The sequence below is a fragment of the Diaphorobacter caeni genome, from assembly GCF_015354245.1.
GTDB classification, from domain to species: Bacteria; Pseudomonadota; Gammaproteobacteria; order Burkholderiales; family Burkholderiaceae_C; genus Diaphorobacter_A; species Diaphorobacter_A caeni.
This window is the reverse complement of record NZ_JADKYZ010000007.1, coordinates 180,290-198,327: the sequence shown is the minus strand read 5'-3', so window position 1 is coordinate 198,327 and position 18,038 is coordinate 180,290. Positions and strand designations below refer to the sequence as shown.

General features: G+C 61.4%; 16 protein-coding genes and 1 tRNA gene. 12 read left to right on the top strand and 5 right to left on the bottom strand.

Annotated features, from left to right (window positions below; translation table 11 throughout):
* The first annotated feature begins 153 nt into the window (after window positions 1-153).
* On the top strand, window positions 154-777 hold the full coding sequence (locus ISG32_RS18070) for a TetR/AcrR family transcriptional regulator (protein ID WP_194772424.1): 624 nt from the start codon (window positions 154-156) through the stop codon (window positions 775-777).
* A 64-nt stretch (window positions 778-841) separates the two neighbouring features.
* Here ISG32_RS18070 and ISG32_RS18065 read toward each other — a convergent pair whose 3' ends face one another.
* Window positions 842-1,186, bottom strand: a complete 345-nt coding sequence (locus ISG32_RS18065; protein ID WP_194772423.1) for a hypothetical protein — start codon at window positions 1,184-1,186, stop codon at window positions 842-844.
* Window positions 1,187-1,626: 440 nt separating this feature from the next.
* On the opposite strand from ISG32_RS18065, the gene ISG32_RS18060 reads away from it, so the two are divergent.
* The 4 genes from ISG32_RS18060 to ISG32_RS18045 all read left to right on the top strand — a co-directional run bounded on the left by ISG32_RS18060 (window position 1,627) and on the right by ISG32_RS18045 (window position 5,775).
* The gene (locus ISG32_RS18060) at window positions 1,627-2,568 is read left to right on the top strand and encodes a LysR family transcriptional regulator (protein WP_194772422.1); all 942 of its coding nucleotides are present in this window, start codon (window positions 1,627-1,629) and stop codon (window positions 2,566-2,568) included.
* Window positions 2,569-2,683: 115 nt separating this feature from the next.
* Complete coding sequence (locus ISG32_RS18055) at window positions 2,684-3,802, top strand: alkene reductase (RefSeq protein WP_194772421.1); 1,119 nt, start codon at window positions 2,684-2,686, stop codon at window positions 3,800-3,802.
* Window positions 3,765-4,748 (top strand): nuclear transport factor 2 family protein, encoded by a 984-nt coding sequence (locus ISG32_RS18050; RefSeq protein WP_194772420.1) that lies wholly within the window; start codon window positions 3,765-3,767, stop codon window positions 4,746-4,748. Before ISG32_RS18055 ends, ISG32_RS18050 begins: the two co-directional genes overlap by 38 nt.
* A gap of 37 nt (window positions 4,749-4,785) precedes the next feature.
* Window positions 4,786-5,775 carry an LLM class oxidoreductase gene (locus ISG32_RS18045; protein ID WP_194772419.1) on the top strand — a complete coding sequence of 330 codons (990 nt, stop codon included), beginning with the start codon at window positions 4,786-4,788 and terminating at the stop codon, window positions 5,773-5,775.
* Between the two features lie 372 nt (window positions 5,776-6,147).
* Here ISG32_RS18045 and ISG32_RS18040 read toward each other — a convergent pair.
* The 3 genes from ISG32_RS18040 to ISG32_RS18030 form a co-directional block, all read right to left on the bottom strand.
* Window positions 6,148-6,224: transfer RNA gene (locus ISG32_RS18040), tRNA-Val, on the bottom strand.
* A gap of 149 nt (window positions 6,225-6,373) precedes the next feature.
* On the bottom strand, window positions 6,374-8,662 hold the full coding sequence (locus tag ISG32_RS18035) for a RelA/SpoT family protein (protein WP_194772418.1): 2,289 nt from the start codon (window positions 8,660-8,662) through the stop codon (window positions 6,374-6,376).
* 24 nt (window positions 8,663-8,686) lie between these two features.
* Window positions 8,687-9,610: an alpha/beta fold hydrolase gene (locus ISG32_RS18030; RefSeq protein ID WP_194772417.1), complete on the bottom strand. Its 924-nt coding sequence runs from the start codon at window positions 9,608-9,610 to the stop codon at window positions 8,687-8,689.
* A 63-nt stretch (window positions 9,611-9,673) separates the two neighbouring features.
* Between ISG32_RS18030 and ISG32_RS18025 the strand changes: the two genes are divergently transcribed.
* A complete protein-coding gene (locus tag ISG32_RS18025; protein WP_194772416.1) occupies window positions 9,674-10,456 on the top strand; it encodes a 3-hydroxybutyrate dehydrogenase in 783 nt (260 codons plus the stop codon).
* A gap of 292 nt (window positions 10,457-10,748) precedes the next feature.
* On the opposite strand, the gene ISG32_RS18020 is transcribed toward ISG32_RS18025, so the two are convergent.
* Window positions 10,749-11,495 carry an SIMPL domain-containing protein gene (locus ISG32_RS18020; protein WP_407645074.1) on the bottom strand — a complete coding sequence of 249 codons (747 nt, stop codon included), beginning with the start codon at window positions 11,493-11,495 and terminating at the stop codon, window positions 10,749-10,751.
* 216 nt (window positions 11,496-11,711) lie between these two features.
* On the opposite strand from ISG32_RS18020, the gene ompR reads away from it, so the two are divergent.
* The 6 genes from ompR to ISG32_RS17990 all read left to right on the top strand — a co-directional run bounded on the left by ompR (window position 11,712) and on the right by ISG32_RS17990 (window position 18,035).
* Window positions 11,712-12,443, top strand: a complete 732-nt coding sequence (gene ompR / locus ISG32_RS18015) for an osmolarity response regulator transcription factor OmpR (RefSeq protein ID WP_166066900.1) — start codon at window positions 11,712-11,714, stop codon at window positions 12,441-12,443.
* Window positions 12,444-12,621: 178 nt separating this feature from the next.
* Window positions 12,622-14,169 carry a sensor histidine kinase gene (locus ISG32_RS18010; RefSeq protein WP_194772414.1) on the top strand — a complete coding sequence of 516 codons (1,548 nt, stop codon included), beginning with the start codon at window positions 12,622-12,624 and terminating at the stop codon, window positions 14,167-14,169.
* A gap of 124 nt (window positions 14,170-14,293) precedes the next feature.
* Complete coding sequence (ybiB, locus tag ISG32_RS18005; protein ID WP_194772413.1) at window positions 14,294-15,229, top strand: DNA-binding protein YbiB; 936 nt, start codon at window positions 14,294-14,296, stop codon at window positions 15,227-15,229.
* The gene (gene cobA, locus ISG32_RS18000) at window positions 15,214-16,020 is read left to right on the top strand and encodes a uroporphyrinogen-III C-methyltransferase (RefSeq protein WP_194772412.1); all 807 of its coding nucleotides are present in this window, start codon (window positions 15,214-15,216) and stop codon (window positions 16,018-16,020) included. The genes ybiB and cobA overlap by 16 nt, the downstream gene beginning before the upstream one ends.
* A gap of 185 nt (window positions 16,021-16,205) precedes the next feature.
* On the top strand, window positions 16,206-17,372 hold the full coding sequence (locus tag ISG32_RS17995) for an ankyrin repeat domain-containing protein (protein ID WP_194772411.1): 1,167 nt from the start codon (window positions 16,206-16,208) through the stop codon (window positions 17,370-17,372).
* 6 nt (window positions 17,373-17,378) lie between these two features.
* Entirely contained in the window at window positions 17,379-18,035 is a 657-nt protein-coding gene (locus ISG32_RS17990; protein ID WP_194772410.1) for an ankyrin repeat domain-containing protein, read from the top strand.
* The last annotated feature ends 3 nt before the right edge of the window (window positions 18,036-18,038 follow it).

Sequence of the window (18,038 nt, the reverse complement as noted above, 5' to 3'; positions counted from 1 at the left end):
AAAGGAAGATGATCAGCATCGATCCATCACTGCAGATCGAAATGGAAACACGAATTAGTTGCATCATACTAAACTAATTCAGTCGCGCAAATCGTTTTGGCCTCAGCGAGTCCACGTGAATGCACGACAATCAACTTCCCCAACGGAATTCACATGCCACAAAGCAAGCTGCCATCCACACGCGGCCGACCGCGCACCATCACCCGAGAAAAGATCGCGGACGCCGGTATCGAAATCGGTCTGCCACAGATCACCTTTGTGGGTGTGGCTGCCGCTCTGGGTGTAAGCCACATGGCACTCTACAAGCATGTGCCGAGTCTCGAAGCACTCAAGCATCTGGTCGCCGAAGAGATATTCACCCGCTGGAAACTGCCGCAAGCCTCCAACCCAAAGCGGGTGGACTTGCAGGCATACATGCACGTATTCACCACATCAGTAAGGGAGTTTGTCAAAGCCCACCCCGGCGTGACACCTTATGTGATCCGCAGACTGGCCGCCACCCCCGCCATGCTAGAGAAGATCGATGCACATCAGGAGCACATCGCCCAGGCCTACGGCATCAGCAAGGACCAGTCACGCTGGCTACTCGCAACCGTGACTTTCTTCTGCATCTCGGCCGCCGACACCGTCTATTCCGCAGCTCGGTTGGAGCCTGTCATCCAATCCGATCTGACCGCTGAAGAAACCGAGATGGAGGAAGAGTTCCTTCAAGGCGTGGATGCACTCATCATTGGTTCGTTGGCAAAGTTGGACTGCGCGGGGAAAGGTCTCAAATAGGTCCGCGAACACTTGCAGGTGTTTACCACGGCATAGGCAAATGCCAACGGCAAAGTCATCGTCACTAGGTATGAACATCGTGCGCACTCAAGCCAATTGCGGTTGAGATAACAACCCATTGACGAACCGACTGCGTCAATGGCAACCCCGAAGTCACCCATAGCACCGTATCCACCTTCTGAGAATCTTGTTGCGACAGCCACTCCAGCACCTGCGAGATTTGGGGCACTGCAACTGCCGGCTCCGCGCTAAAAATCCAATCAGGTTGAATAATCGAAGCGGATACATCAAAGGTTGCCACCTCGTCGGAATCGGCCACCACAAGAGCAAAGATGCGGTTTGCTTCGGCGATAACATCTGAACCATGCGATCCGCTGCAGGCAATGCAGAAGCATCCGCTACGCGCCAAGATCAAACACCTTGGGCAACACATGCCATGATCAGGTCGATGCAGCCAGTTTCATCTGCAAGTACTAGGTGAGCCCCCGCCCTGGCCGAAAGCAGCAACTGCACTCAATAAATTGCAGGAATTCGTACGGCCCCTGTGAATGTCAGGATTGCAGCGATTGCTGCTTCTCATGGCCGCAGGTCGAACTACCGCTCACCGCGTCATAGCGGTGATTTAGAGCGACAAGGCTCCACTTCTCCAATGGCTGTTTTCAGGTCAGCAACGCCCCCTCGTTAACAGGCTGTCTCGGGGGAGTTCACGCCGGCCGCACATTGCCAGCTAGATTTCACCGAATGTGTCCATTCGCCTAGACACCCTGGCGGAGGCTAAACGAGCGCTGGCGTCCATCGTCTTTGCCACAATGCGTCTTGGCTCATTGCTTCAGAACCCCACATTCACCGATGGAAACCCAAAGCCTCTCCGATATCACGGCATTTGTTTTGACCGTACGTGCTGGTAGCTTCACTGCCGCAGCCGACTTACTCGGATCAACGCGCTCAGCCGTTAGTAAAAGCGTGGCTCGCCTAGAGTCGCGGCACAACGTGCGCCTGCTTAACCGTTCCACACGCACACTCAGCTTGACGGATGAAGGTGCCATCGCGTTTGAACGCTGGCAGCAAATTCTGGATGACCTGGATGAGGTGGACGCCACCATGGCACAGCGCAGGGGACAGCCTACCGGGCTGCTCAAACTGACGGCCCCCTGGTCTTTCGGTCAGCGCTACATCCTGCCGGTTCTGGATGACTATTTGCGTCAGTGGCCCGAGGTTCGCGCCCATGCCTCTTTCACCGACAGATTTGTGGACCTTATTGAAGAGGGTTTCGACGTGGCTGTGCGTGTTGGAGAGCCCGACGAGAATTCACTGCTCATGGGACGCACGATTGCCTGTCAGCAGTTCGTCACCTGTGCAGCCCCTGCCTATCTGGAGCGCAGAGGGACACCTCAGACGCCGAGCGATGTGGCAAAGCACGACACCATTGTGTTTCTTTCATCAGACAAGCCCCGTGCCTGGACCTTTCAAGGCAGCGCAGGCGCGATACAGGTTGTTCCTCACGGACGCTTGAACCTCGATAGCTCCGAGGCCATGCGCTCTGCGGCCCTTGCAGGCTTTGGCCTGGTGAACCTGCCAACCTACATCCTGGGCGAAGACCTGCATCAAGGTCGTCTTGTGGAGGTGCTGCGAGATTGGCGTGCCGAGCCTGACCCCATCCGGCTGGTGTACCCGAGTCGGCGCCACCTTTCACCACGGGTACGCTCCTTCATAGACCTGTTAGCTGAACGCTGGAGTGAGCATGCTCCTTGGGAAGCTGGCGCTCAAAAGGAGAACTCAGTTCAATCTTGATTGGTTCCCTTCAGGAATCAAATAGATTCTTGAGATCTACTTTTTCTCTTGTTTTGAATCAATGAAACTTCCCTCATCGCGGTACAGATGTCCCGCACTGATGGAGGTTTTTTTCATGGAAAAAGTGTTCACCCCTTTCAATCTGAAGGGGCTGGAGCTCAAGAATCGAGTCGTGATGGCGCCTATGTCGCGCGCCCGTATCGTGGACTCAACGCCTGATGCAAGCACAGCCTTGTACTACGGGCAGCGTGCAGGCGCAGGGCTCATCATTGCCGAAGGTGCCAACGTTTCGCACCAAGCCTGCGGAACCATGGGCACGGCAGGTATTTATCTGCCTGAGCACGTGGCTGGATGGCGCTTGACCACGCAAGCCGTGCACGCTGCAGGTGGGCGGATATTTCTCCAACTCGCCCATGCAGGTCGTGTGTCGCATCAGTCACTTCAACCCGCGGGTGCGGCACCCGTCAGTAGCACGTTCAAACATGCGCTGAACACCACCGTTTTCGGCATCAACTCTGCAGGGCAAACAGCTCCGTTGCAGACATCCATGCCGCAATGCTTGAACGCGCAAGACTTGGCAGATATTTACGCGGATTTCGTGCGTGCAGCCAAGCTTGCCATGGAGGCAGGCTTTGACGGGGTGGAGATTCATGCAGGCAATGGTTTCTTGTTTGAGCAATTCATCAACGGAGCACTCAATGATCGAGCGGACCTCTATGGTGGTCCCCCGGCTGCGCATCGCCTGCGCTTTCTCCTCGAAACACTAGACGCCGTTGCCTCGGCCATCGGGTCTGATCACGTAGGGGTCAAAGTCACTCCGTTCAGCCGTCTGGCCGACATGCCGTCCTATGAGGGCGAAGCTGAGACTTGGCTAGCGTTTGCAAGTGCACCTGTGCTGGACAGGCTTGCCTACGTGCATGCGGCTTTTGCAGCCACCGATGCAGCGTTTCCTCTGCAATTCAGACAGGTGTTCCACGGAACGTTGATGAGGCCTTCTAGCCCAGATACGGCTGCCGTCAGCGCCATGTTGGACCAAGGTCTGGCCGACCTCGTCGTGATGGGTCGCCCTTTCATTTCCAACCCTGACTTGGTCGAGCGTATGCGTAACGGCTGGCCCTTGAGCATGGCATCTGACAACACCGTGTATGGCGGTGGATCAGCCGGTTACACCGACTACCCGCGCTACCAGCCCAACCATGAAGCAGACACATCCAGCGCTGACGCACTGGCCTGAGAAAGCAACCCCAATGTCAATCGCATCCATCGCCACACGCGATCAACTGCTGCGCGCGCTTGATTCAATCGTTGCCATCTTTCAAGGTGATGCACAGGACCTGCCCGTTGAATCGTTTGCCAACGACATGCAGCTTTTTACCAGTCATCGCGGCACGCACCAAGGCCGACGCAACGTCCACTTGGCTTTGCGTGGAAGCCAGCTTCCAAGCTTCGATATTGAACTGGCCAATATCGTTACGCTGGGTGACGCCCATAAGGCGACCGCCAGCGCCTACATCTTGGGTAGAACCACGACCAACGGTCAGCCAGTGCAGTTTGTCGGCGTCTTGGTGCTCCATCTGCTCGCTATCGACAACAGCGCACTGGTGACAGAAGTGCGACTTCAACTGAACTCTGTGGAAGGTAGCCCTGAAACTCTGCCCGACTGGACACCGCCCATTGCACACCGCCAGTGGAAGCCGGGCGATGCGCCGGCCGTGGTATCCAGTGAACTCGACGCTCCCTGGCACCGTATTCCACACAACACCTTGATGCTGACGGACGAGGAGCAGATGGCTCACGCATGGTTCCGTTATGCCTGGGGGCTGGACCAGGCCGACCATGCCTTGCTTGGTCAGAGCTTCACGCAGGACGCGAGAGCTGTGCTGCCTCCCATGGGCACGCTGCAGGGCCATCGCATGCTGGTGACTACGCTCAAGGCCTTTCGCATGCCCTGGCCATGGATGCTGCATGCAGGCACACCCATCGAAATCGCGCACACACCAGGAAATAGCCATGCGCGCATGGTGCTTGGCCGACTGATTCCAGGACGCACGCGCTTAGAGGATGGCCGCCGGCTTTATGGAGCGCACTACCAACTGGAGCTTGTGCAATCCGCAGGTGACTGGCTATTGCAGGACATGGACTACCACGAAGGTTGGGTGTCCGAAGCACCTTCTCTTTAAGCCACCGACATTCACCCCAACAACTTGAAAGACAGCAATGACTGAAGGAATCCATCACGCCCTGGCGAACCACCCAGGCTTCAACCGTGTGTTCAGTAAGGGCCACTTAACCATGGGCTTCATCCTGCCTGTTGAGGGCTATCCCAATACGGCTACGCCCACATTGGCCGACCATCTGGAAATGACCCAACTGGCCGAAGAACTAGGCTTCGCAGCATTGTGGGCTCGTGATGTGCCCCTGCTGGACCCCAGCTTTGGAGATGCCGGCCAGATGCTCGACCCCTATGTGTACCTGGGTTACCTGGCTGGACAGACGCGGAAAATTGCCCTGGGCACCGCCAGCACCGTGCTCACCTTGCGCCACCCCATCCACACGGCGAAAGAGGCAGCATCGGTGGACTTCCTGTCCAACGGCCGGGTGGTATTGGGCGTTGCATCCGGTGATCGTCCGGTAGAGTACCCCGCGTTCGGGCTGGAGCATGAATTCGAGTCTCGTGGCGAGCGCTTCCGTGAAGCATTCACCACGATCCGTGCCGTCACGGAGGGCAGCTTCCCTGAGCACACCAGCAGCCGATTTGGCAGCATGAGCGGACATGTGGACATGTTGCCCAAGCCCGTACATGGTCGGCTCCCCATGCTGGTCACTGGCCGCAGTCGGCAGGATCTGTCCTGGATCGCGGAAAACGCAGACGGTTGGCTCTTCTACAACGTGCGTCTCGAACACCTGGGAGACCTGCTCAAAGAGTGGAATGGAGCAGTACAGCAAGCTGCCGGCCCCGATGCGTTCAAGCCTTATGCGCAAGGATTTTTCTTCGATCTGGCTGCTAACCCCAATGAGCCACTGATGAGCATGGGCCCCATGCTCCGTGGTGGACGCAACTCCTATATTGCGTTTCTGCGTCACGCCCAAGCTTTGGGGGTCAATCACGTTGCCATGAACCTCAAGGCAAGCCGCAGGCCCGCACGCGAAGTGTTGGAAGAGCTGGCAGAGCATGTGCTGCCATTGTTTCCCAGCCTAGGTAATTGAGCGCCCGCTCTGGGTCCAAGTACCACGTCAACAGCTACGAAAGCGGCCATTCGGACTGTGCCAATCTCCAATGTCAGCGTTGAGGTGTAGAGCGCACCAGCGAGGGAGGTTCAGTGCAATGACTGCTTTTGATTGCAGCAGTCATTGATCTTGCTGAATTGACCGACTGCAGTCAGCCTAGAGTTGCCTTCCATGGAACGCATTGCTGATCAAAAAAATGTTGTGCAAAAAGTACGTCTACGTCCATGAATGTGCGCTCCAGAGCACTAATTTCCACCCATGTTTTTCATACTTTTTTCATACCGCACAAACAAAAATGCCCGCTTGTTAGCGAGCACTTCTGCTGCAAGCACTGGTTTTGCTTGCGAATTTTGGTAGGCGCGATTGGACTCGAACCAACGACCCCCACCATGTCAAGGTGGTGCTCTAACCAGCTGAGCTACGCGCCTGTTGTTCTGTTCGAGAAGCTGAAATTGTAGCAGTAAAAATTTGCCGTTTTTTCAAATTTCGAAGAAATTTTGAATTTCTTCCCACTTGCAAAACCGGCGACTGCTGAAAAACTCCTGCTTCCCGCCAAGCCTTTGATTATGGCACAGTTTCAGCGCCGTCTTGCAGAAAACACACCAGAAACCGTCGCAACCTGTCCAAGCACCTTGTTCAGGCGCCCGGAGTCGGAGACTTCCACGGTGAAGGTCATCCAGGCCGTGCCCTTCACTGACTGGGTCTGTACGCCGATGACGTTGGTCTTTTCGCGGGCGAAGACTTCGGAGATGTCGCGCAGCAGGCCTTGGCGGTCATGGGCCTCGACGGCGACGTCGACCGGGTAGACGGCGCTTTCCTTTTGCGGCTTGGAGGCGCCCCACTCCACTTCGATGATGCGCTCGGCGTTGCGGGCGGCCATTTCGCGGAAGTTGCTGCAGTCGGCTCGGTGCACGCTCACGCCCTTCCCACGCGTGACGAAGCCTCCAATGTCGTCCGGGGGCGCGGGGCGGCAGCATTTGGCGAGCTGCGTCATGAGCGAGTCAATGCCGACGACGAGCACACCGCCCTTGGAGCCCGCGTCGCTCGCACGGCTCTTGCGTACGAGGTTCATCTCGTCGGCGGTGACCTCCGCCGGTGCGGGCGCGGGACGCAGCAATGTTTCGATGCTGCGCAGAGACAGCTCGTCCTTGCCGACGACTTCAAACAGCGCATCGGCCGATTTGAGGCCGAGCTGCGTCGCCAGATCGTCGAGTTTGATCGAGGTTTTGCCTTCGCGCTGCAGCAGTTTTTCAACGGCTTCGCGGCCCTTGGCAATCGTGATGTGAGTGGTCTGCGCGTTGAACCAGGCGCGTACCTTGGCGCGCGCGCGGTTGCTGGTGAGGTAGCCGAGTTCCGGGTTGAGCCAGTCACGCGACGGGCGGCCTTCCTTCACGGTCGTGATCTCGACCGTCTGGCCGTTTTCAAGCGGGGTGTTGAGCGGCACCATGTTGCCGTCCACCTTGGCACCACGGCAGCGGTGGCCGACGTTGGTGTGCACGGCGTAGGCAAAGTCCACAGGCGTCGCGCCACGCGGCAGTTCGATCACGGCGGCATCGGGCGTCAGCACGTAGATGCGGTCGTCGAACAGGCCGCTGCGGCTGACCGTGCCGGTCATGTCGCGCTCCCATGCAAGCAGCTGGCGCAGCACGGCGATCTTGGCGTCGTAGTCGCTTGTCGCCGACACGCCCGCGTAGCCCTTGGTGCCCGCCTCTTTGTATGCCCAGTGCGCGGCTACGCCGCTTTCGGCATGGTCGTCCATGGCCTGGGTGCGGATCTGGATTTCGATGGCCTTGCCTGCCTCGTCGCGCACCACGGTGTGCAGCGACTGATAGCCGTTGGGCTTGGGGCGCGCGATGTAGTCGTCGAATTCGGCCTCTATGGGCGTGAAGTGCGAGTGCACCCAGGAGAGCGCCGCGTAGCAGTCCTTCACCGACGGCACGATCACGCGCAGCGCGCGGATGTCGAACAGCTGATCGAAGTTGAGCGACTTGCCGCGCATCTTCTTGACGATGCTGTAGATGTGCTTGGGCCGCCCTTTCACCGTGGCGCTGATGCTGCGCGAGCGCAGTTCGGACTCGAGCCGGCTGCGCAGCTGCTCCATGTAGAGCTCGCGTTCGGCGCGCTTCTCATCGAGGAGGCGGGCGATTTCCTTGTAGGTGCCCGGCTCGAGAAAACGGAAGGACAGGTCCTCCAGTTCCCATTTGATCTGCCAGATGCCGAGGCGATTGGCGAGCGGCGCGAACACCTGCAGCGCTTCGCGCGCCATGCCGGGCGAGACCGGGCGCTTGGTTGCCGCGTAAAAGCGCAGCGTCTGCAGCCGCGAGGCCAGACGCAGCAGCACCACGCGCAGATCCTTGGAGAAAGCGAGCAGCATCTTGCGCACGTTTTCGGTCTGCGTGGCGATGTCATCCACCTGAATGCCCGCGACCTGGGCGGCGCGGGCCTGCTCCTGCACGCGCATGAGCTTGGTGGTCTCGCAGGCCAGCTCGGCGAAGTTCTGACCAAAGGCCTTGGTGATGACTTCTTCCGGCTTGTTCAGGTGCGAGGAGGCGTAGACCAGATAGACGGCTGCCTGCAGCGTCTCGGAGCTGCCGATGCCCCGGAGGATGCTGGCCACCGCATCGGCGTGCTCCATTGTGCTTTCGCCGGTTTCAAGAAACTCGCCGGTGAGCAGCGGAATGGAAAACGCACGGACCTTCGCGAGCGAACCCACATGCTCGGGCGCATCATCGGCCGTCGCTGCAATCAGTTGCGGCACGCCTTCCGGCAGCGCGCCGGACTGGGAAGCAGAGACAGAACCCGGTGCCGCCCCAAGTCCAGATCCATTGCCGGTGTTGATGGGGGTGCCGATCGCACTCGTTTTCATGGGTTCTCCGTTCAGGTCCGCTCGCTAGTCACCGCACAGGAACCGCTCGACCGCACTGCCCTGCTCATCAGCCACCAAGGTGGGGGCATGTCCGACAAATTCAAACTCTTTTATTTGCGCGTGAGGACCCACTTCCGCCATGCGCTCTGCCGTTTCTCGCGAAAGCAGATCGGACTCGGCTCCGCGCAGCAGCAAGGTGCGCGCCGTGATCTGCTCGTAGAGCTTCCACAGATAGCGCTCGCCGCCCTCGGCCGCTTCCTTGGTCATCTTGCGCATCGGTGACGCGATGCCCGGATCGTAGTGAAGGCGCAGCTTGTCGTTCGCCGCTCGCACCACCATGGGGCGCGACAGCGCGAGCCAGTCTTCGGTGGAATGCGGACCAAAGCCCATGGAGATCTTGCGCATCTCGTCGGCCGCTGCCTCCACGGAATCAAACCGCAGCGGCCGCCCCAGATACGAGCCGATGCGCTGCAAGGCATCCCACTGCACTGCAGGGCCCACGTCGTTGAGCACCAACGAATGCACAGGCACGGGCAGCGGCAGACTCTTCTGCCCCGCCACCACCATGCCGATGAGCCCACCCATGCTGGTTCCGACCCAGTCGAGTCGCGTGACCGGCGCCTTCGCATGCAGGTGATGGATGAGCGCGAGCATGTCGCCCACGTAGTTGGGAATCTGGTAGCCCGCCGGATCAGCAAGCCAGTCGCTTTTGCCGCGACCGACGACATCAGGACAGATCACCCGGCCATGCTTGGCCATGCGGCGCGCGAATACATCGAAGTCGCGACCCTGTCGTGAAAGACCATGCACACACATCAATACACGCGGGTGCGCCGGATTTCCCGTATCGTTCCATTCCCAGTACGCCATGCGGTGACCGTTGGAATCCATCGGGCTCGTCGCGGCGAGGCCGGGACAGGGTACGTAGTTCAGCGTAGGTTCATTCATGGAAATCAAACTTTGTCTCGCGCCCTAGAATCTGTGCATCCTAATTGATTTGGAGAGACTTTTATGCTCAATGGCAAGACAGCACTCGTCACCGGCTCCACCAGCGGCATCGGCCTCGGCATCGCCAAGGCTCTTGCGAGTCAGGGCGCGAACATCGTGCTCAACGGATTCGGTGATGTGGACGGCTCGCGTGCCGCAGTGCTCGAAGCAGGCAAGGCGCATGGCGTGAAGGTGGCCTACCACGGTGCCGACATGAGCCGCCCGCAGGAAATCGAGGACATGATGAAGTACGCCGCAGGCCAGTTCGGACGCGTCGACATTCTGGTCAACAACGCCGGCATCCAGCACGTCGCGCCGGTCGAGGCCTTCCCGCCCGAGAAGTGGGACGCCATCATCGCGATCAACCTCTCCAGCGCCTTCCACACCACGCGCCATGCCCTGCCCGCCATGCAGGCCGCCAAGTGGGGCCGCATCATCAACATCGCATCGGTGCACGGCCTCGTCGGCTCCGCGCAGAAGTCCGCCTACGTCGCCGCCAAGCACGGCATCGTCGGCCTGACCAAGGTGACCGCGCTCGAGAACGCCGCCGCCGGCATCACGTGCAACGCCATCTGCCCCGGCTGGGTGCTCACGCCTCTGGTCCAGAAGCAGATCGACGCCAAGGCCGCTGAGCATGGCGTGTCGGTCGAAGAAGCGACCAAGGACCTGCTCTCCGAAAAGGAACCCTCGCTCAGGTTCACTACCCCCGAAGAACTGGGCGAACTCGCCGTGTTCTTCTGCGGCCCCGCAGGCAACAACGTCTGCGGCGTAGCCTGGAACATGGACGGCGGCTGGACAGCGCAATAAGCAAACGACCGTCAGATATCAACAAGCAAAAAGACCCGCCTCCTGTTTCGGAGCCGGGTCTTTTTTGTATTCAAAACAGCAAATCTCTCGTACGGCAAGGCTTCGACAACGACGCATGAGGGCTGTATTGCCCCCCAAACGACCAACGAACAAAGCCCAAACAAAACCAGAGAGCACAAATAGAAAGCCCCCGAATTCGCCGCAATGACGAATCGGGGGCTGCGACCAAGAGGAACCTATCTCTGCATAGTTCTTCTCTCGATGTCACCTACATTGAGTCATAAACCCGCGCTCAGCGCAACTGGACAGAACCCGATACCGACACGATGACGCGCGCCTTCCCCGCCTCGACCGGCACAGGGGAATCCTGCATTGACGACTTCATCATCGCGCCATTCGCGCGCGCCTTTGCCGCATAGAACACGACCTCGCTGCCGTTGTCGTTCACCTGCACCTCGCGCAGCGTGTAGCTCGAGAAACCGAAGCCCTTGGCGATCGATGTCGCCTTGTCCTTGAACGCGGCAATCGCCTTGGCCTGCGCCTCGCCTTCCACCTTCTCGCGGCCTTCGCGCGAGAGACTGAACGAGGTGGAGCTCACGGTCATGTTCTGGATCGCACCGGCGGTCGTCGTGATGCGGGTGAAATCCTTGCCTTCCAGAATCAGCTCCACGCTGCCCTGCCAGCCGGCGATCTTGCCGTCCTTGTTGCTGCGCGGATAAAGCGAGAAGTCGCCGCTGCGCACGTCCATCTGCAGCGGTTTGGCATCGCGCTTGGCCTGCACGAGCGCCGCGTCGAGCACCTGCTTGAGCTGCGCCTGCACGCTCGCCGCATCGTTACCTTCCTTGGTCGTGGACAGGTGCATCACCAGCACGTCCTGCGGCACCTCGACCGTGCCCGAGGCCGAGAGTTGCAGCACGTTTTGCGGTGCAGCATTCGCACCCGAGCCGTTTGCATTTTGAGCCAATACAGCGCCAGCACAAGCCAACAATGACATTGCAGCTACCGTTTTTACAGCAATTCGAGCCATATCACCTTTCATTTTCTGATCGTCAGATCCAGCATGGATTTCTCACGCTGGTCAGTCATTCAATCGGCATATTGCACATGAAAGATGAAGTTTGTGTAAAGGATTCCTCAACACTCCGCGTTTTGGGGCAAGATTTGTAACATTAGGTCAACCCAGCGAAAAAAACCAAACATTCCCTGCGCAAGCTGGTCAGAATTGGCTCTGTTACAAATTGGACTGAGGAAAGTTATGGCCACAACAACCAACCGCACAGACAAGGTTCTCGTAGTTGATGACGACGCCCGTATCCGCGATCTGCTGCGGCGCTACCTCACCCAGGAAGGGTTCGAGGTCATGGTTGCCGAAGACGGCAAGGCGCTCAACCGCATTCTTCTGCGCGAGACGGTCGACCTGATCGTGCTCGACCTGATGATGCCGGGCGAAGACGGCCTGTCCATCTGCCGCCGCCTGCGTGCCGCCAATGACCGTACGCCCATCATCATGCTCACCGCCAAGGGTGAAGACGTGGACCGCATCGTGGGTCTGGAAGTGGGGGCGGACGACTACCTCGGAAAACCGTTCAACCCGCGCGAGCTGCTCGCGCGCATCCACGCCGTGCTGCGTCGCCGTCCGCCACAGGAAGCGCCCGGCGCGCCATCGGGCGACAACGAAGTGGTCACCTTCGGTCCTTTCACCTTCGATCTGGGCACCCGTGCGCTGCAGAAGAACGGCGAAGAACTGCCTCTGACCACCGGCGAATTCGCGATGCTGAAGGCTCTGGTGCGTCACCCGCGCCAGCCGCTGTCGCGCGAAAAGCTGGCTCTGCTGGCACGCGGCCGCGAGTTCGAACCGTTCGACCGCAGTCTCGACGTGCAGATCTCGCGCCTGCGCAAGCTGGTGGAGGTCGACGCCGCCGCGCCCCGCTACATCCAGACGGTCTGGGGCGTGGGCTACGTGTTCGTGCCGGACGGCACGAGCTGATCCACTGCGCGTTCGCAGCACTCATGCACCGCCCGCCCGTGGCAGAGGTTCCCTGCAGCGAGCCGTTCGTCACCGCGCACGGACTCGCCGCCTCTCGCGAACCGTCTCATGAAAGGCAGACCGGCCCCCGCCGTCTGCCTTTCCCGTTTCCTTTCCCTACTGAATGCGGCCATCCTCAATGAGCGCCAAACGCCCGGAACCCGTCAATGCCGAAGCCACCAGCCCCGCACCGCTGGAGTCGCCCAAGCAGAACTCCGCACAGCGCGCACGCGTTGGGCTGAATCTTTTCTGGCGCACTTTTTTCTTGTTGGCATTGCTCTTGGTCGGCTCGATCCTGGCGTGGCTGCAGACCCTGCGCGCCCTCGAGTTCGAGCCCCGCACGCTGCAGACCGCGCAGCAGATCGCATCGCTCGTCAACCTGAGCCGCGCCGCGCTGGTGCATGCCGACGCGATCGCCCGCGTCTCGCTCATCAAGACCATGGCCGATCAGGAGGGCGTGCGCATTCTGCCGCGCGAACCGGACGACAAGTTTGAACACCTGCCGCAATCGGCGCTCGGCGCCCGGCTCACCGAAGAGCTCACGCGGCGCCTAGGCCCCGGCACGATTCTGGCCAACAGCGTGAATGGCGAGCAAGGCCTCTGGGTGGGCTTCAACATCAACGGCGACCCCAACTGGCTCTTGATGGACCGCTCTCGCCTGTCCACCGCCAGCGGCAAGACCTGGCTGATCTGGCTGATCACAGCGGGCGCGCTGTCGCTCGCTGGCGCAGCCGTGATCGCGCGACTGATCAACCGCCCGCTCAAGCAGCTCTCCTATGCCGCCAACAAGGTCAAGGATGGCGATTTCGCCGCCAGCCAGCTCGACGAAGAAGCGGTGACCAGCGAAATCCGCGAGGTGAACATCGGCTTCAACCGCATGGCGCAGAAGCTCGCCAAGCTCGAGCAGGACCGCGCCGTCATGCTCGCGGGCATCTCGCACGACCTGCGCACGCCGCTCGCGCGTCTGCGCCTTGAAACCGAGATGAGCGTGAACGACGATGTCGCGCGCGAACACATGGTGGCCGACATCGTGCAGCTCGATGCGACCATCGACAAGTTCCTCGACTACGCCCGCCCCGACGCGGTGACGCTCACGCCCGTGAATCTCTACGGAGTGGTCTCGTCCTGCGTCTACGCCGTGCAGGACCACCGCGAACTGCAGATCAGCATGTCCGTGCCCGAGCACCTGAATGTGCTGGTCGACGAGATCGAACTCGCCCGCGTCATCTCCAACCTGCTCGAGAACGCCCGCCGCTACGGCAAGAACAAGGACACCGGCGTGACCACCGTGGACATCACCGCCAAATCCTGGGACAAGTGGGTGCTGATCAAGCTGCGCGACCACGGCAACGGCGTGCCGCCCGAGCAGCTCGCCAACCTGACCAAGCCCTTCTTTCGCAGCGACTCGGCGCGCACAGCCGCCGCTGGCGCGGGTCTGGGCCTTGCCATCGTCGACAAGACGGTGCAGCGCATGGGCGGCATCTTCGCGCTCGCCAATGCCGCCTCGGGCGGGCTCGTGGCCCATATCCAGCTGCAGCGCGTGGCCGATCTGCCGGAGGGTGCGGATCACAAACAGCGGCTTCAGCGTCCACAGGTCAAGCGCCACCTGCCGCCCCGCGCGGGAGAAACGCTGCCGGGACGCGTCACCCAGCCGATGCCGCTGGACGATGGTCGGTTGAACGACTGACCCATCCGGCGCATCCAGACAGGTCACGCAGGTTTTGGGCGGGAGGCAGATCGATATAACCATCGGTCATGAAACATGCATCACAATATGCACAGTTCATTCAGCTTCCCAGCCAAAACCCACCATGGGCATCAGCCACTATCTCAAGGAAATCGGCCGCGGCGCGCGCGGCGCGAAGGCCATTGACCGCACGCAGGCGGCCGATCTCTTCGGGCAGATCCTCGACGGTCAGGTGACCGACCTGGAAATCGGCGCGTTCTGCATCGCCATGCGCATCAAGGGCGAGACGCTGGAGGAGATGAGCGGCTTTCTCGACGCCACGCATGCGCGCATCGCCCGCTTTCCCGCCACCGACACCCCCACCATCGTGCTGCCCAGCTACAACGGCGCGCGCAAGCTGCCGGTGCTCACGCCCCTGCTTGCCCTGCTGCTCGCGCGTGAAGGTCTGCCGGTGCTGCTGCACGGCATGCGCACCGAGGCGCGGCGCGTGCTTGCCTCCGACGTGCTGATCGCTCTCGACATTGCACCCAGCACCGCCCCGCGCGCGCTGGCGAACGGCGAGGTCGCTCACATCGACACGCAGCACCTGCATCCGCGCCTTGCCCGCCTGCTGGCCGCCCGCGAGATCATCGGCCTGCGCAATCCTGCGCACAGCGTGGTCAAGCTCATCAATCCCGGCGCGGCGAACGCGCTGGTCATCAGCAGCTACACGCATCCCGAGTACTTCGACACGCTGCGCGAGACCTACTCCGCGCTCGGCATGAACGGCGTACTCTCTCGCGGTCTTGAGGGCGAGGTCGCAGCCGACCCACGCCGCTCGCCACGCTACGATGGCTTCGTGCGCGGCACGCACCACCTGCTGCAGGAGCAGAGCCCCGGCACCGCCACCGACGTGCCCGGCCTGCCCACCGAGATCGACGTGGCGACCACCGCCCAATACACAAAGGACGTGCTCGACGGCCGACGCACCGTGCCCGCCGCCATCGCACAGCAAGTCCAATTCATCATTCAGACCGCACGACGCGTTCGTGAGGAGCAAAGCACATGCGCAGTCCAGTGACCTCTTCTTCCGCCCCACAGGGCTCCTGCACGCTGGTGGGCGCCGGCCCCGGCGATCCGGAGCTGCTCACGCTCAAGGCCGTCAAGGCCATTGCCAACGCCACGGTGCTGCTGGTTGATGATCTCGTCAACATCGCCGTGCTCGAACACGCCGCACCCAGTGCGCGCATCGTGCACGTCGGCAAACGCGGTGGCTGCAAGAGCACGCCGCAGGCCTTCATCGAGAAGCTCATGATCAACGAAACGCTGGCGGGCGAGCAGGTGGTGCGCCTCAAGGGCGGCGATCCGTTCATCTTCGGCCGTGGCGGCGAAGAAATCGAGGCTCTGCGCGCGGCCGGAGTCGAGGCGCGCGTCATCAACGGCATCACCTCGGGTCTCGCCGGTCTCACCTCGCTGAACACGCCCCTCACCCACCGCGACCACGCGCATGGGGTGGTGTTCATCACCGGCCACGCCAAACCCGGCGACGCGGGCACCAACTGGCACCAGCTCGCACGCACCGCGCACGACGCCAAGCTCACGCTGGTGATCTACATGGGCATCAGCGGCTCGGAGCACATCCAGCAGGAGCTGCTGCGCGGCCTGCCCGCGACCACTCCCGCCGTCGTGATCCAGAACGCCAGCCTTGCGCACCAGCGCCATGCGGTGACGACGCTGGGCGATCTGCGCACCACCATCGAGGCGCATCAGCTCGCGAGCCCGTCGATCATCGTGGTTGGCGACGTGGTGCGCGGCGTCACGGCGCTGCACTCGCATGGCAGCGGCGAGCAGCCGCACGAACGCACCGCCTGAACCCAGCCGGGCTCGGGCGCCCTCCGCCCGAGCCCAAATTTCCACGTCATCCCTGCCCCACCGGATGACAAGGCAAGCCATTGTCATCACGCCCGCCGCAGCGGTCCGGCGGGGCAAGTTCCTGTGCAACAATCCCCATTGAACTAACAAAACCATTTAATCAATAGATGGAGGCAATGGTGAGAGTGAAAAGAACAACCGCCACGGGGCAGGAGACCCACTGGCGGATAATTCCAGCGGCCATCGTGCTGCTGGGTGGGCTGATGACGGGCCTTGCGGGCCATGCATCGCCACAGATCGAGGCGCTGGCCGCGTCCGCACAGGCGGCAGCCAAGGCCAATTCCGATGGATCCGGCGGCGTGCGCGACAGCATCGTGCAGCTCGTGCAGGCCATGGATCGCGCCCAGACCGATGCCGAGCGGCTGGAGGTCATGGCCGTGCTCGCCAAGCTCGGTGAGATGCGCGATCCCGGGATCAAGCTGGTGCAGATCCATCTTCCGGTCGTGTCTCAGAACCCCTTGCTGACCATGGCGCGCAACACCAGTTTCAGCCCCGCCGTGCGCAAACAGGCGCTGCAGACGCTGCGCGACATCAACGCGCGTGATCCGGTGCTCGACAAGGCGATTGCGCTGGCCGTCGCGGAACCCTCCGTGTTCGGTGCCCAGGCCGACGAACTCAAGGACTTCCAGCGTCGCCGCGACTCGTATGGCAATCTGGCCGCTCCCGCACGGGCCGTCGATCCTGAGCGCGAGCCCGCTGCCCGCCGATGGCTCAACGAGCGCGGCACGCCGATCAACCGCACGTCATTGCAGCAGGCGGCCATGGGTGCGGATATCGACGCGGTGAAAGCGCTGCTCGCGGCAGGCGTCGATCCCACGCCCAAGGACCAAGGCGGCATGGGCATTCTCACCACCGCCATGGCCGCCGGCTGCCTGGACATCGACACACCAGGCCGCAAGCAGGTCGACCCACGGAAACTGGTGACCGTCGCGCAACTGCTCACACAGGCCGGTGCCGACATCAACGAGCTCGACAGCGCGGGCAACACGCCGCTGATCCAGGCCGCGCGAACCTGCCCCGCACCGCTGCTGACCTCGCTGATGCAGCTCGGCGCCAAGCCCAATGCGCGCAATGCCCAGGGCTTCTCGGCGCTCAGCTACGTGCTCATGACCGGACAGCTGGATCGCGCCGACGCCCTCATCACCCAGGGCGCGCGCGTCACCCGCAAGGAGGCCGAAAAGCTGTTCTTCGAATGGCCCACCGACCCGCCCATGAAAAGCACGCTCGAGCGCGCCATCGACAAACAAGCACAACCATCCAACAGCGCGGCCGCGTCCAAGGCCCGAAAGTGAAGTGACATGCGAGCCTCTTTGCCCACCCCGTTCAAGAACACCTGTTTCGCTCTCGCCCTGTCGGCCGCCTTGCTGACCGGCCTCTCGCCCGCCGTCGTCCATGCACAGCCGGGCGCAGCCCCCGCCCCCATGGGCAAGGAAGAAGCCAAGGCCTACATCAAGGAAAACGACATCTACCCGGTGGCGGACAATCTCGCGGGTCAGATCCTCAACGGCCAGATCGACGACGTGCGCGCAATGCTGGGCGCGGGGGTCAATCCCAACGAAAAGACAGCCCTTCCGCACACGCCGATCAAACTGGCCACCATGTCATGCAGCGGCAAACGGGTGCCGGTGGAGGACATCGTGACGATGATCCGCGTGCTCGCAGCGGGCGGTGCCATCGTCAACACGTCCAACGCCGACGCGAGCCCCATGATCACCGCCGCCCAGCAGTGTCCGGCTCCCGTCGTCAAGGCATTGCTCGCGCTCGGCGGCGACCGCAACGCGCGCACCACCCAGGGCTTCACGCCGCTCAGCATGGCGCTCATCGTGCGCAACTACGACGCGGCACAGGCGCTGATCGACAGCGGCGCCACGATCTCCAAGGAGGCCGCCGACAAGCTCAGCAAGGGAGCCCAGGACGACAAGGCCAAGGCGCTGATCAAGAAGGCCACCAAGTAATCT